The 15505-nt window shown below is 66.1% G+C and carries 9 protein-coding genes; 3 read left to right on the top strand and 6 right to left on the bottom strand.

Annotated features, from left to right (window positions below):
* Positions 1-8: 8 nt before the first annotated feature.
* Positions 9-395: a cytochrome c gene (locus FHT09_RS07250; protein ID WP_104604679.1), complete on the bottom strand. Its 387-nt coding sequence runs from the start codon at positions 393-395 to the stop codon at positions 9-11.
* A gap of 204 nt (positions 396-599) precedes the next feature.
* On the opposite strand from FHT09_RS07250, the gene FHT09_RS07255 reads away from it, so the two are divergent.
* The 3 genes from FHT09_RS07255 to FHT09_RS07265 are packed head-to-tail and all read left to right on the top strand — an operon-like array spanning position 600 to position 8325.
* Positions 600-1733 (top strand): efflux RND transporter periplasmic adaptor subunit, encoded by a 1134-nt coding sequence (locus FHT09_RS07255; RefSeq protein ID WP_181141208.1) that lies wholly within the window; start codon positions 600-602, stop codon positions 1731-1733.
* Complete coding sequence (locus FHT09_RS07260; protein WP_104604677.1) at positions 1730-5242, top strand: efflux RND transporter permease subunit; 3513 nt, start codon at positions 1730-1732, stop codon at positions 5240-5242. Before FHT09_RS07255 ends, FHT09_RS07260 begins: the two co-directional genes overlap by 4 nt.
* Positions 5239-8325 (top strand): efflux RND transporter permease subunit, encoded by a 3087-nt coding sequence (locus FHT09_RS07265; RefSeq protein WP_104604675.1) that lies wholly within the window; start codon positions 5239-5241, stop codon positions 8323-8325. Before FHT09_RS07260 ends, FHT09_RS07265 begins: the two co-directional genes overlap by 4 nt.
* 941 nt (positions 8326-9266) lie before the next feature.
* Here the strand turns inward: FHT09_RS07265 and FHT09_RS07270 are convergent.
* From FHT09_RS07270 to zwf, 5 genes are all read right to left on the bottom strand, one after another.
* Positions 9267-9926 (bottom strand): bifunctional 4-hydroxy-2-oxoglutarate aldolase/2-dehydro-3-deoxy-phosphogluconate aldolase, encoded by a 660-nt coding sequence (locus FHT09_RS07270; RefSeq protein WP_104604672.1) that lies wholly within the window; start codon positions 9924-9926, stop codon positions 9267-9269.
* A gap of 52 nt (positions 9927-9978) precedes the next feature.
* Complete coding sequence (gene edd / locus FHT09_RS07275; protein WP_104537307.1) at positions 9979-11895, bottom strand: phosphogluconate dehydratase; 1917 nt, start codon at positions 11893-11895, stop codon at positions 9979-9981.
* Positions 11896-11989: 94 nt separating this feature from the next.
* Positions 11990-12709 (bottom strand): 6-phosphogluconolactonase, encoded by a 720-nt coding sequence (gene pgl / locus FHT09_RS07280; protein WP_104537308.1) that lies wholly within the window; start codon positions 12707-12709, stop codon positions 11990-11992.
* Positions 12706-13713: a glucokinase gene (gene glk, locus FHT09_RS07285; RefSeq protein ID WP_016902597.1), complete on the bottom strand. Its 1008-nt coding sequence runs from the start codon at positions 13711-13713 to the stop codon at positions 12706-12708. The genes pgl and glk overlap by 4 nt, the downstream gene beginning before the upstream one ends.
* A complete protein-coding gene (gene zwf / locus FHT09_RS07290; RefSeq protein ID WP_104604669.1) occupies positions 13710-15140 on the bottom strand; it encodes a glucose-6-phosphate dehydrogenase in 1431 nt (476 codons plus the stop codon). Before zwf ends, glk begins: the two co-directional genes overlap by 4 nt.
* Positions 15141-15505 lie beyond the last annotated feature (365 nt).

A 15505-nucleotide genomic window follows, 5' to 3' on the forward strand; every position in this document is an offset into this window, starting at 1 on the left:
GTGGGCGCTTATTTGAGGGTGGACAGGTAGGCGGAGATATCGGCGATGTCCTGCTCGGAAAAGCTCTGCGCCTGCGCTTGCATGGTGGGATGCTTGCGTTTGCCCTGGCGGTACTCGGTCAGCGCCTGGGTCAGATACTGGCTGGACTGGCCGCCGATCTTGGGCACGCGATAACTGGGATAGGCGTTCTTGTAGCCGGTGACGCCGTGGCAGCCCTGGCAGGTATAGGCCAGCAAACGTCCGTTGGACGGGTTGCCGGCGGGCGCTGCGGGCATGGCCGCCGCCGTGGCGGGCGCGGCGGGTGCCGCTGGCGTGACTGACGGTGTCGCTGATGCGCCCCCAAACGGCAGGAAGACGACCAGAGCGAGGCAAGCGGCGAGCGGCTGCGGGCGCATGGTTTCGTATCCGGAAGACTGATTGAACGTCCGCACGTGGGGGCGTGGCGGAACCGGTCCGAGTATGCCTGCGATTTGGCGCGGCGCAAACGGGGTGAATACGCGAACTTGAACAGACCATGACCTTTGGCGCATTGGCGGCATGATCGTTCGGGTGGTCTACTTGCCTACAACACCTGTTCACGCATCCACTAGGACACGACGATGTCGCCACTCTCCTTCCTGCCCGGCCGCAGCGGAACCTGCGCCGCTGCATTGTTGATCACCACGAGCCTGTTGTTGGGCGGCTGCAAGGCGGGAGATAGCGAGGCCAAGGCCGCCGAGGAAAAGAAAACCGTCGATGCGGTGCCGGTGGAAATTGCCAAGGCCGCACGCCGTGCAGTGGCGGCCAGCTATACCGGCACCGCCGCCCTGGAGCCGCGTGCCGAAGCGCAGGTGGTGGCAAAGACCTCCGGCGTGGCACTGGCTGTGATGTTGGAAGAGGGGCAGAAGGTGGCCGCTGGCCAGGCACTGGTCCGCCTGGATCCGGACCGCGCGCATCTGGCGGTGGCGCAAAGCGAAGCGCAGTTGCGCAAACTGGAGAACAGTTATCGCCGTGCCACCCAGTTGGTGGGGCAGCAGCTGGTCAGTGCCGCCGATGTCGATCAGCTCAAGTTCGATGTCGAGAACAGCCGCGCGCAGCACCGCCTGGCATCGCTGGAGCTGTCCTACACCACCGTGCAGGCGCCAATTTCCGGGGTGATCGCCTCGCGCTCGATCAAGACCGGCAACTTCGTGCAGATCAATACGCCGATCTTCCGCATCGTCGACGATTCGCAGCTGGAAGCCACGCTCAATGTGCCCGAGCGCGAACTGGCCACGCTCAAATCCGGCCAGCCGGTGACCCTGCTGGCCGACGCCTTGCCCGGTCAGCAGTTCATCGGCAAGGTCGACCGCATCGCGCCGGTGGTGGATTCGGGCAGCGGCACCTTCCGGGTGATCTGTGCGTTCGGCCAGGGCGCCGAAGCGCTGCAGCCGGGCATGTTCGGGCGCATCCGTATCGATTACGACCAGCGCAAGGACGCATTGGTGATCCCGCGCCTGGCGCTGCTGGACGACGGCGAGCCGGCGGTGTTCGTGGTACGCAACGGCAAGGCCAGCCGGGTACCGGTGAAACTCGGTTATGCCGAAGGGCCGTGGCTGGAAGTGCGGCAAGGCCTGAAGGAAGGCGACCAGGTGGTGACCGCCGGCAAGGTGGCGCTGCGCGATGGCACGGCGGTGCAGGTCATCGGCCAGCCCGATCGCAAGCCGGTTGCGGCTGCGGCACCGGCAACCGGAAGCGACGGGAAACGCTCATGAGCGATCACGGCAACGCGCACGGCCCCGTGCACGACCCGCATGCGCCTTTGCACGGAGGTGGCGGTGGCTTGGTGGCCTTCGCCACACGGCGTCGGGTGACCATCGCGATGATCACCGTGACCATGCTGCTGTTCGGGCTGATCGCCCTGCGCAGTCTCAAGGTCAATCTATTGCCGGATCTGAGCTATCCCACGCTGACCGTGCGCACCGAGTACACCGGTGCGGCGCCAGCGGAAATCGAGACGCTGGTGACCGAGCCGGTGGAAGAAGCGGTCGGCGTGGTCAAGAACCTGCGCAAGCTCAAGTCGATCTCGCGCACCGGGCAAAGCGATGTGGTGCTGGAGTTCGCCTGGGGCACCAACATGGACCAGGCCGGCCTGGAAGTGCGCGACAAGATGGAAGCCCTGTCGCTGCCACTGGAAACCAAACCGCCGGTATTGCTGCGCTTCAATCCCTCGACCGAGCCGATCATGCGGCTTGCGCTGTCGCCCAAACAGGCGCCGGCATCCGACAACGATGCGATCCGCCAGCTCACCGGCTTGCGTCGCTATGCCGACGAGGATCTGAAGAAGAAGCTCGAGCCGGTGGCCGGCGTAGCTGCGGTCAAGGTCGGCGGCGGGCTGGAAGACGAGATCCAGGTCGATATCGATCAGCAGAAACTCGCCCAGCTCAATCTGCCGATCGACAACGTGATCACCCGGCTCAAGGAAGAGAACGTCAACATCTCCGGCGGCCGCCTGGAAGAAGGCTCGCAGCGGTATCTGGTGCGCACGGTCAACCAGTTCGTGGATCTGGACGAGATCCGCAACATGTTGGTGACCACGCAAAGCAGCAGCGGCAGCGCTGCGGACGCGGCGATGCAGCAGATGTATGCGATCGCCGCGTCCACCGGCTCGCAGGCGGCGCTGGCGGCAGCGGCCGAAGTGCAGAGCACCTCGTCGGCAGCCAGCAGCAGCATTGCCGGCGGCATGCCGGTGCGATTGAACGATGTGGCCCAGGTGCGCCAGGGCTACAAGGAGCGCGAGGCGATCATCCGCCTGGGCGGCAAGGAAGCGGTGGAGCTGGCGATCTACAAGGAAGGCGATGCCAATACCGTGTCCACCGCCGCGGCGCTGCGCACACGTTTGGAGCAACTCAAGGCCACGGTGCCGGGCGATGTGGAGATCACCACCATCGAGGATCAATCGCACTTCATCGAGCACGCGATCAGCGACGTCAAGAAGGATGCGGTGATCGGCGGCGTGCTGGCGATCCTGATCATCTTCCTGTTCCTGCGCGATGGCTGGAGCACCTTCGTGATCAGCCTGTCGTTGCCGGTGTCGATCATCACCACGTTCTTCTTCATGGGCCAGTTGGGGCTGAGCCTCAACGTGATGTCGCTGGGCGGGTTGGCGCTGGCCACCGGGCTGGTGGTGGACGATTCGATCGTGGTGCTGGAAAGCATCGCCAAGGCGCGCGAACGTGGCCTGAGCGTGCTGGATGCGGCAATCGCCGGCACCCGCGAAGTCAGCATGGCGGTGATGGCGTCCACGTTGACCACGATCGCGGTGTTCCTGCCGCTGGTGTTCGTCGACGGCATCGCCGGGCAGTTGTTCCGCGACCAGGCGATGACCGTGGCGATCGCGATCGCGATTTCGCTGGTGGTGTCGATGACGCTGATCCCGATGTTGAGTTCGCTCAAGGGTGCGCCGCCAATGGCATTCCCGGACGAGCCAAGCCGGCCGCAGTGGCAGCCGCAGCAGCGCTGGCTCAAACCGGTGGCCGCCGGCCGGCGCGGGGCCGGCGCGAGCATGCACTATGCGGTCTTCGGTGTGGCGTGGGCGGTGGTCAAGCTGTGGCGCGGCATCGCGCGGGTGGTGTCGCCGGTGATGCGCAAGGCCAGCGACCTGGCGATGACGCCATATGCCCGCGCCGAGCGTGGTTATCTGGCGGTGTTGCCGGCGGCATTGCGGCGGCCCGGCCTGGTGCTGGGACTGGCGGCTGCCGCGTTTATCGGCACCGTGTTCCTGGTGCCGATGCTGGGTGCGGATCTGATTCCGCAACTGGCGCAGGACCGCTTCGAAATGACGGTAAAGCTGCCTTCCGGCACGCCATTGGCGCAGACCGATGCATTGGTGCGCGAATTGCAGCTGGCGCACGACAAGGATCCGGGCATCGCCTCGTTGTACGGCGTCAGCGGCAGCGGCACGCGGCTGGATGCCAATCCCACCGAGAGCGGCGAGAACATCGGCAAGCTCACCGTGGTGATGGCCGGCGGCGGCAGCCCGGCAGTGGAAGCGGCGGCCACCAGGCGGCTGCGCAGCCGCATGGCCGGGCATCCGGGGGTCCAGGTGGATTTCGCACGGCCGGCGTTGTTCAGCTTCTCCACGCCACTGGAAGTGGAGTTGCGCGGGCAGGATCTGGGCGAACTGGAACGTGCCGGGCAGAAGCTGGCGGCAATGCTGCGGGCCAATGGCCACTACGCCGACGTCAAGTCGACGGTGGAAGAGGGCTTCCCGGAAATCCAGATCCGCTTCGATCAGGAACGTGCTGGTGCGCTGGGCCTGACCACCCGCCAGATCGCCGATGTCATCGTCAAGAAAGTGCGCGGCGATGTAGCCACGCGCTACAGCTTTCGCGATCGCAAGATCGACGTGCTGGTGCGTGCCCAGCACAGCGACCGCGCCAGTGTGGATGCGATCCGGCAGCTGATCGTCAACCCGGGCAGCAGCCGACCGGTGCGTCTGGCGGCGGTGGCCGAGGTGGTGGCGACGACCGGACCGAGCGAGATCCATCGCGCCGATCAGACCCGCGTGGCGATCGTCTCGGCCAGCCTGCATGACATGGATCTGGGCGGCGCGGTGCGCGAGGTCGAGTCGATGGTGCACAACGATCCGCTGGCCGCCGGCGTGGGCATGCATATCGGCGGGCAGGGCGAGGAACTGGCGCAATCGGTCAGGTCGCTGTTGTTCGCGTTCGGTCTGGCGATTTTCCTGGTCTATCTGGTGATGGCCTCGCAGTTCGAATCGCTGCTGCATCCGTTCGTCATCCTGTTCACCATTCCGCTGGCGATGGTCGGCGCGGTGCTGGCCTTGCTGATGACCGGCAAGCCGGTGTCGGTGGTGGTGTTCATCGGCTTGATCCTGCTGGTGGGGCTGGTGACCAAGAACGCGATCATCCTGATCGACAAGGTCAACCAGCTGCGCGAGGAAGGCGTTCCCAAGCGCGAGGCCTTGATCGAAGGCGCGCGTTCGCGCCTGCGGCCGATCGTGATGACCACGCTGTGCACCTTGTTCGGCTTCCTGCCGCTGGCGGTGGCGATGGGCGAGGGTGCCGAAGTGCGCGCACCGATGGCGATCACCGTGATCGGCGGGTTGCTGGTGTCCACGCTGTTGACCCTGCTGGTGATCCCGGTGGTGTACGACCTGCTGGATCGCCGCGCCGATGCGTACTACCTGGAGCGTGGCCGGCGCATGGCCGGCCAACGAGCGCAGGCGACCGGGAACGCCGACGGGCTGGAGGCGCTATGAGTGTTGCCGCCTTCAGCATCCGTCGCCCGGTCACCACCATCATGTGCTTCGTCTCGCTGGTGGTGGTGGGGCTGATTGCCGCGTTCCGGCTGCCGCTGGAAGCGCTGCCGGACATTTCCGCACCGTTCCTGTTCGTGCAGTTGCCGTACACCGGCTCCACCCCGGACGAGGTGGAACGCAACCTGGTGCGGCCGGCCGAAGAGGCGCTGGCGACGATGACCGGCATCAAGCGCATGCGCTCGACCGCCACCGCCGATGGCGCCAATATCTTCATCGAGTTCTCCGATTGGGATCGCGACATCGCCATCGCCGCATCGGATGCGCGCGAGCGGCTGGATGCCATCCGCGACGATTTTCCGGAAGATCTGCAGCGCTTCCACATCTATAAATGGTCCAGCAGCGACGAACCGGTGCTGAAGGTGCGCCTGGCCAGCCAGACCGATCTGACCGGCGCGTACGACATGCTCGACCGCGAGTTCAAGCGACGCATCGAACGGATTCCCGGCGTGGCCAAGGTGGAGATCTCCGGCGCACCACCGAACGAAGTGGAGATCGCCATCGCCCCGGACCGGCTCACCGCGCACGACCTCAGCCTCAATGATTTGAGCGAGCGTTTGGGCAAGCTGAATTTCTCGGTGTCTGCAGGCCAGATCGACGACAACGGCCAGCGCATTCGGGTACAGCCGATCGGCGAATTGCGCGATCTGCAGGAGTTGCGCGATCTGGTGCTCAATGCCAAGGGGCTGCGGCTGGCCGACATCGCGCAGGTGCGGCTGAAGCCGACGCGGATGAATTACGGCCGCCGCCTGGACGGACGTCCGGCGATCGGGCTGGATATCTACAAGGAGCGCAGCGCCAACCTGGTGGATGTGTCCAAGGCGGCGTTGAAGGAGGTCGAGGACATTCGCGCCGAACCTGCGATGCGCGATGTGCAGATCAAGGTGATCGACAACCAGGGCAAGGCAGTGACCTCGTCGCTGGCGGAACTGGCAGAGGCCGGCGCAGTGGGCTTGCTGTTGTCGATCACGGTACTGTTCTTCTTCCTGCGCCACTGGCCATCGACGCTGATGGTGACGCTGGCGATTCCGATCTGCTTTGCGATCACGCTGGGCTTCATGTATTTCGTCGGCGTCACGCTCAACATCCTGACCATGATGGGCCTGCTGCTGGCGGTCGGCATGCTGGTCGACAATGCGGTGGTGGTGGTGGAAAGCATTTACCAGGAGCGCGAGCGCATGCCCGGTCAGCCACAGCTGGCAGCCTTGCTGGGCACGCGCAGCGTGGCGATCGCGCTCAGCGCCGGCACCTTGTGCCATTGCATCGTATTCGTGCCGAACCTGTTCGGCGAGACCAACAACATCAGCATCTTCATGGCGCAGATCGCCATCACCATTTCGGTCTCGTTGCTGGCCTCGTGGCTGGTGGCGATCAGCCTGATTCCGATGTTGTCGGCGCGCATGAGGACACCGCCGATGGTGAGTTCAGAGCGCGGCGTGATCGCACGGCTGCAGCGCCGTTACGCCAAGCTGCTGACATGGACGCTGGCCCATCGCGGCTGGAGCGTGGCCGGCATCGTGTTGGTCAGTGCAATCAGCCTGGTGCCGATGAAACTGACCAAGGTCGACATGTTCGGCGGCGACGGCGGCAACGAGGCCTTCATCCAGTATCAGTGGAAAGGCTCGTACACGCATGAGCAGATGGGTGAGGAGGTGGGGCGGGTCGAGCATTACCTGCAAGCCAATCGCGCCAAGTACCACATCACCCAAATCTATTCGTGGTTCAGCGAAGCGGAAGGCAGCAGCACCACGGTGACCTTCGACGCGAGCAAGGTCAAGGACCTGCCGCCGTTGCTGGAACAGATCCGCAAGGCATTGCCGCGCTCGGCGCGGACGGACTACAGCATCGGCAATCAGGGCGATGGCGGTAGCGGCAATCAAGGCGTGCAGGTGCAGTTGGTCGGCGATTCGACCCAGGCCCTGCAGGCCCTGGCGGACGATGTGATCCCGCTGCTGGCGCAGCGCAAGGAACTGCGCGACGTGCATGTGGACACCGGCGACCGCACCAGCGAGTTGGCGATCCGGGTCGACCGCGAGCGTGCGGCAGCCTTCGGATTCAGTGCCGAGCAGGTGGCGAGCTTCGTCGGCCTGGCATTGCGCGGCACGCCGTTGCGCGAGTTCCGCCGCGGCGACAACGAGGTGCCGGTGTGGGTGCGGTTTGCCGGTGCCGAACAGAGCAAGCCGGAAGACCTGGCCAGCTTCACGGTGCGTACCAAAGATGGTCGCAGCGTGCCGTTGCTCAGTCTGGTGGATGTACAGATTCGCCCGGCCGCCACCCAGATCGGCCGCACCAACCGCCAGACCACGCTGACCATCAAAGCCAATCTGGCCAGCAAGGTCACCGCACCGGAAGCACGCGCGGCAATGGAGAAGCCGCTCAAGGCGATGCGTTTCCCGGCCGGTTACAGCTATACCTTCGACGGCGGCGATTACCAGAACGACGGCGAAGCGATGGGGCAGATGGTGTTCAACCTGGTGATCGCGCTGGTGATGATCTACGTGGTGATGGCGGCGGTGTTCGAGTCGCTGCTGTTTCCTGCGGCGATCATGAGTGGCGTGGTGTTTTCGATCTTCGGGGTGTTCTGGTTGTTCTGGATCACCGGCACCTCGTTCGGGATCATGTCCTTCATCGGCATCCTGGTGTTGATGGGCGTGGTGGTGAACAACGGCATCGTGATGATCGAGCACATCAACAACCTGCGCCGCCGTGGCATGGGGCGTACCCAGGCACTGGTGGAAGGCTCGCGCGAGCGCTTGCGGCCGATCATGATGACGATGGGCACCGCCATCCTGGCGATGGTGCCGATCTCGCTGACCAGCACCACGATGTTCAGCGACGGCCCGCCGTACTTCCCGATGGCCCGCGCGATCGCCGGCGGGCTGGCGTTCTCGACGGTGGTGAGCCTGCTGTTCCTGCCGACGATCTACGCAATTCTCGATGACATGAGCAACGGCGCAGCCGCGCTGGTACGACGTGCGCGTGGCGTGTCGAAGACGCCGCCGACAAGCGTCGCGCTGGAATCGTGAGCGCCAACACTGCTGAAGTTTCCCCGGCCTAAGGCATTCACCAGCGCACTGAGGCCCTGGGTGACAAGGCGCAAAGCCCCTCTCCCGGTGGGGCGAGGAGGCACGGCTTGCGCGCCATGGACGCGCGTGCCTTGGAGCGACCGCGCCGCAAGCGTGGGCCGGGCGCGGGGCGCGGGGTTGGGGTGAGAGAGTACGGGTTGTCTGGGTACTGCTCAGTACACGGCTGCCATTCGCTGGCTTCGGTGAGGGCGACAGCGCGTCCGCGGACTGGCTCCTCGGCTCGGTCAGACATCCTGTCTGACTCGCCGCCGCGGCACATCCCTGTGCCGCTCTCCGCCAATCCCCGGCCACGCTGTCGCTTCGGCGAGTCGTTTCCGCGACGTTGAGCGACGAAAAACGACAGCCGATTCAGTGCTCGATTGTGGTGCCAATCATCTGCCAAGGTCGCCGCACGTCTTCTGGACCTTCGACTTCGTAGCTCTCAGACAAACCGCCCAGATGCCAACTACTCAGAAGTGCACGGTTCCCAGCGCTTTCAATCCGCCGCCTTCAAGAGGGATGCGAAGAGGCCCCTGCCTCATTAGGCGGGGCAACGACCAAAGCTAGGTCGGGCATGCCCTGCGGCGGTGGCTGCTCTCCGTTCCGCCAACACAGGAACAGTCGAAGAGTGGTCCGCGGGCGCCGGGGCGGGACCTTACACGACAAGGCGCATGTAAGGTCCCCACGGATGGGTCCACGGCGTGTCCTGCCCCGGCGCCCGCGGGCCGCTCACACGCTTGAAATAAGGCGCCTGCCAGCAGCCTTACGTCAACCGAAATCAAAGCGCCAGCAAACCGGGCTTTCCTCATTTAAAACCAAAGCGCCAACTGATCAGCTTTCTTTAGCCATCCAGCTTTCCCGGCAACCTGGGTTCCAAGCCGCTGGATACGCCGGCCGGAGAATCAGCCCGCGCGTACCTGCCGAACGATCGCCGCCGCCTTGGCCGAGCTCTCTTTGACCTTGTCCCACTCGCCCTGCGCCAGCCAGTCCTTGGGCACCATCCACGAGCCGCCGATGCACAGCACGTTTGGCTGCGACAGGAACTCGGCCGCGTTGGCCTCGCTGATGCCGCCGGTGGGGCAGAGCTTGAGTTCGGACAGCGGGCCGGCCAGGCCCTTGAGCATCTGCAAACCACCCACGGCGGTGGCCGGGAACAGCTTGCAGACGCGGAAGCCCAGGCCCATCAGGGTCAGCAGCTCGGTCGGCGTGGCCGCGCCGGGCACGGCGGGGATCGGCGCATCGGCAAGCAGGCGCGCCAGCGGCGCCGGCGTGCCGGGGGTGACCAGGAAGTCGGCACCGGCATCCACCGACTGACGCAGTTGCAGCTCGCTCAGCACGGTGCCGGCGCCGATCACGATGTTGGGCAGCTCGCGCTTGAGCATGGCCAGCGCTTCGACCGCGATCGGGGTGCGCAGGGTCAGTTCGATCGCGGGCAGGCCGCCTTCGAGCAGCGCATCGGCGACGCGGCGCGCCTGGTCCAGCGTGTCCACGGTGACCACTGGCAGGATGCCGGCGTCGCGCAGCAGCTGTTCGGCGGTGTTCTGAGTCTGGGCAATCGTCATTGCAACTCCGTTAGACGGCGACCGCTGGGCGGTCGCGCAGAGGGAAGGGAAATCAGGCGTCCTTGGACTCGTGCGGTGCGGCGGCGGCCGCTGCATCGGCACCGAGTTCGTACTCGGCGTCGTAGCTCCACAGCGCACCGTCCGGACGGGCGGGGCCGCAGGAAATCGAGATGGCGCCCTGGTCGGCCGGCCCAACCACCTGGCGGTTGATGGCGAACAGGTTGCGCCCCAGATCGTTGCCCGCCACCGAGGTGTTGGGCGCGACTTCGCGCGATGCCCACTCTTCGGCCGAGACCAGCACTTCCAGCGTGCCGGCTTCGCCATCCAGGCGCACGATGTCGCCTTCGCGCACGCGCCCGATCGGACCGCCGCGCGCGGCCTCGGGCGTCATATGGATCGCCGCCGGGAACTTGCCCGACGCACCGGACAGACGACCGTCGGTGACCAGCGCCACACGCCGGCCCTGGTTCTGCAACAGGCCCAGCAACGGCGCCATCGAATGCAGTTCCGGCATGCCGTTGGCACGCGGGCCCTGGTAGCGCAGCACCACCACGAAATCGTGTGGCAGCACGCCGGCGGCATGCAGCTTGTTGAGTACCTGCGGCGTATCGATCACCACCGCTGGCGCTTGGATCGTGCGGTGCTGCGGTTTGACTGCCGACAACTTGATCAGCGAACGCCCCAGGTTGCCGCGCAGCAGGCGCAGGCCGCCCTGCGATTCGAAAGCGGCGCTGACCGGCCGCGCCACGCTGTCGTCGGCGGTGGTCGCAGTGCCGGGCACGTAGACGACCTTGCCGTCCTGCAGGCGCGGCTCGTTGGCGTAGGCGCGCATGCCGCCTTCGACCACGGTGGGCAGGTCGTCGTGCATCAGCCCGGCGTCCATCAGTTCGCGGAACACGAAGGCGGTGCCGCCTGCGGCCTGGAAGCGGTTCACGTCGGCTTCGCCGTTGGGGTAGATGCGGGTCAGCAGCGGCACGGTCTGCGAGATCAGATCCATGTCGTCCCAGGTCAGCACGATGCCGGCCGCACGCGCCACCGCAATCCAGTGGATGGTGTGATTGGTCGAACCGCCGGTGGCCATCAGCGCGACCACGGCATTGACGATGGCGCGCTCGTCGATCAGGCGACCGAATGGACGGAAGTCCTGGCCCAGCGCGGAGATCGCCAGCGCACGCGCGGTGCCCTCACGGGTCAGCGCATCGCGCAACTGCAGTTCCGGGTTGACGAACGAGGCGCCGGGCAGCTGCACGCCCATCGCTTCGAGCAACACCTGGTTGGAGTTGGCGGTGCCGTAGAAGGTGCAGGTACCGGCCGAGTGATACGAGGACGACTCGGCTTCCAGCAGTTCGGCGCGGGTGGCTTCGCCGGCGGCGTAGCGCTCGCGCACTTCGGCCTTCTGCTTGTTCGGAATGCCCGGCGTCATCGGGCCGGCCGGCATGAACAGCGCCGGCAAGTGTCCGAAGGCCAGCGCGCCGATCAACAGGCCCGGCACGATCTTGTCGCACACGCCCAGGTACACCACGCTGTCGAACATGTCGTGGCTCAGGCCGATCGCCGCGGCCTGGGCGATGTTGTCGCGCGAGAACAGCGACAGCTCCATGCCGGCGCGGCCCTGGGTCACGCCGTCGCACATCGCCGGCACGCCACCGGCGACCTGCGCGGTGGCACCGAGCGTACGCGCGGTGTCGCGGATCAGCTGCGGGTAATGCTCGAACGGCTGATGCGCCGACAGCATGTCGTTGTAGGCGGTGATGATGCCCAGGTTGGGTGTGGCCGCACCGCGCAGGCGCGACTTGTCGGTCGGCTCGGACGCGGCGAAACCATGCGCCAGGTTGCCGCAGCTCAGACGGCTACGGAACGGACCCTCGCGCAGGGCGGCATCGAGACCGGCAAGATACGCCGCGCGCGACGGCGCGCTGCGCTTGCGGATACGGTCGGTGACGGCTTGGATGTTCGGATGCAGGCTCATTGGCTACCGGCTATGAGAAACGGGGGGAAGAAAGTAAGCACGCTCTTTTTGATACCCGCACAAGGATGTGCGGGCTCTTGCGAGGGACTCGCATCTAAGCGCACCAGTGAACCCGCAATTTCGGGCCAGGCTGCTGCAGCGCCACCCGGATCGGATACTGGCTGACATCGTCACCGGCCAATGCAGCCTGCAGCACGTCCAGCTTCTGCTTGCCGCGCAATAGCAGCAGGCGGGTCGGGATGGCGGCCAGCCCGACCGGTGTCAGCGTGATCCGCAGCGGCCACTGATTCGAGCCAGGGCAGCCGGTGGCATCCAGCGACGCGTACGGCTGCGGGCTGGACAGCGCCTTGCTCAGATCGGTCGAGCCCGGGAACAGCGAGGCGGTGTGTCCGTCGCCGCCCATGCCCAGCACCGCCAGACACGCGGGTTCGGCATGCGTGGCCTGCAGGTTCGCGGTGTGCACGCACTCGGGCAACTGCTTGCCCGGACGCACCAGCGGAATGAAGGTCGCGGCCGGTGCATGGGTCAAAAAACTGTGATTCACCAGCCAGGCGTTGCTGTCCTGATCCTGCGGGGAGAGCCAACGCTCATCGACCAAGCCCACTTCCACCCGCGCCCAATCCAGCGGACGGTGGGCGAGGGATTCGTACACCGGCGCCGGCGTGGTGCCGCCGGACAGCAGCATGCGCGCCTGGCCGCGGCGCGAAATCTCCTGTTCCAGCAGGTCGGCCATCTCGCTGGCGACCGCCTCGGTCCATTCGGCCGGGTCTTCGTAGCGCACCAGTGTGATGCGCGGATTGTCCTGCAGGTTCATCGCTGCTCCCCTGGATGCTGACGCTGCGCATCCACCGCATAGGCGGCGGCGCCGAGCAGGCCGGCATGCGGATGCATGACGGCCAGCGATGGCACCCGCGACATGATCGCGGAGAAGCGTCCCTTGTGTTCGAAGCGCTGGCGGAAGCCAGAATGCTGCAGCGAATCCAGCACCTTGGGCACCAGCCCGCCGGTGAGGAACACGCCGTCCCAGGCGCCCTGCATCAACACCATGTCGCCGGCGATCGCACCGAAGATGGCGCAGAACAGATCGATGGTGCGCGACGAGCGCGGATCGCCCGCAGCCGCACGCGCGGTGATGTCCTTGGGCTGCAGCGGGCCCGGGTCGACCCCGGCGATCTCGCTGAGCGCGCGATGGATGTTGACCAGGCCCGGGCCGCAGATCAGGCGCTCGTTGGAGACCCGGCCGAACTGCTCGGAGAGGATCTCCAGGATGCGGATCTCCTCTGGCGTGCCGGGCGGGAAGCTGACGTGGCCACCTTCGGTTTCCAGCGGGAAGCAGCGCCCGTTGCGGATGATCAGCCCACCCACGCCCAGCCCGGTGCCCGGGCCGATCACGCCGTAGTTGCGCGGCTGATCGATCGGCGCCGGCCGCCAGCTGGCGCCGCCGACCTGCACCACGTCCTGCGGGCGCAGCAGGCTGATCGCCATGGCCTGCGCGGCGAAGTCGTTGATCAGGTGCAGGGTGCTGAAGCCCAGCATCGCCGCGGTACGCGAGCGCGAGATCACCCACGGATGATTGGTGATGCGCGCCTCGTCGCCGTCCACGCGGCCGGCCACGGCGAACACGCCCTGGGTGGCCTGCACGCCGATCTGGTCGAGGTAATAGCGCGCGGCTTCGCCGAGCGAGCCGAAATCGACCACCGCAAATTCGCGCGAGGTGTCATCCAGCAGCGGCACCGAGGCGTCGACGTCGGCCAGCGCGAAGCGCGCATTGGTTCCGCCGATATCGGCAACCAGCACTGGCTTGGAAGGAGCGGTCATGCGGTGTGTCCCTGTGCGTCGGTGGCCGGGGGCAGGAAGGGGCCCGCGGCATCGGGGCCCCAGCTGCCGGCCGGGTAGGGCTGCAGCGGCAACTGCGCGTCTTTCCACGCATCGCTGACGCTGTCGATCCACGACCAGGCGGCCTTGACCTCGTCGTCGCGCACGAACAGCGCCGGGTTGCCGTTGAAGGCATCCACGAACAGGCGCTCGTAGGCGATGCGGCGGTGCAGGCCGGTCGGCACCGACAGTTCAAGTTCCAGCGGCTGTAGTTCGATCGCGCCCCATTCCGGGCCGGCCAAGCTGCTCATCAGGCCGAGCTCGATGTTTTCTTGCGGCTGCAGCTGGAAGGTCAGGCGATTGGGTACGGCGTTCTGCCGGTCCGGGCGCTCGAACAGCCAATGCGTCACCGGCTTGAGCGTGACCACGATGCGGGTGGAGCGTTCGGCCAGACGCTTGCCGGTGCACAGGTGGAACGGCACCCCGGCCCAGCGCCAGTTGTCGATATGCGCGGTCACCGCGACGAAGGTTTCCACGTCGCTGCCCTCTGGCGGGTGATAGGCCTGCGCCGGCTGGCCGTTGATGCTGCCGGCGGTGTAGCGGCCGCGCACGCTGTCGTGGGCGGCATGCTCGGCGGTCATCGGGCGCAGGGCGCGCAACACCTTGACTTTCTCGTCTCGGATGCGGTCCGCTTCCAGCGAGGCCGGCGGCTCCATCGCCACCAGGCACAACAACTGCAGGATGTGACTCTGCACCATGTCGCGCAGCGCGCCGGAGCGCGCGTAGTAGGCATCGCGCCCGTCCACGCCTTCGCTTTCGGCCACCAGGATCTGCACCGACTCGATGTAGGTGCGGTTCCACACCGCTTCCAGCAACGTATTGCCGAAGCGCAGCGCGATCAGGTTCTGCACCGCCGCCTTGCCCAGGTAATGGTCCAGGCGGAATACGCGGTCTTCGTCGATCAGCGCGCCGATCGACTGCAGGATCTCGCGGGCGCTGTCCGAGTCGTGGCCGATCGGCTTTTCCAGCATCAGCCGATGTGGCGCGGCCAGCGCACCGCCCAGGGCCAGGCCCTGGCAGGTGCTGATGTACAGGCCCGGCGGAATCGCCAGGTAGCTCACGCACTGGCGGCTGGCCAGCTCGCGCACGGCATTGGCCACCGACTCGGCATCGCGCAGATCCACCGAGCGATAGTCGACCCGCTGCAGCAGCGTTTCGATCTGTTCGGGCGTGGCGATCGGCAGCGCGGCGGCCAGGCGCGGGCGCAGGACCTCGCGGAATGCCTCGGTGTCGTGTGGCGACAACGCCAGCGCACGGATAAGGAAATCCTCCGGCAGCAGGCCATCGACGAACAATCGCAGCAGGGACGGGAAGAGATAGCGCTGGGCGAGATCGCCGGTGGCGCCGAACAGGATCAGGGTGTTATGCATGGACCGAATTTCGGATTCTGGAGACATCATGATCAGCAGCTGGTCGGAAAGGCGCCGGACAGCCGGCGGTCGGTACGTCTGTTGCTGAGCGACACTGGCGTGCGCGCAGTGGGGGATGGACGAGCACGCCCAATCCCCGATTGTTGCAGCAAGTGGCCGTCAGCGGTTAGCGCTGCGGCGGGATGCCTGCACATGCGCGGCGAAATGCCGGGCCTTGCACGGTAGGCTGCACCGCTTGAAGCAGCGGCTTGGGTCGGTGGCGGCATGGTCCCTCCCGAGATCGATGTTGCCATGTGAAAACGATTACATGTCAGAATAAACCAATGCATTCGTTTGCAGGAGATTTCCTTGCAGGCGCATGTCGC

Source organism: Xanthomonas sp. CFBP 8152 (assembly GCF_014199025.1).
GTDB lineage: Bacteria > Pseudomonadota > Gammaproteobacteria > Xanthomonadales > Xanthomonadaceae > Xanthomonas > Xanthomonas arboricola_B.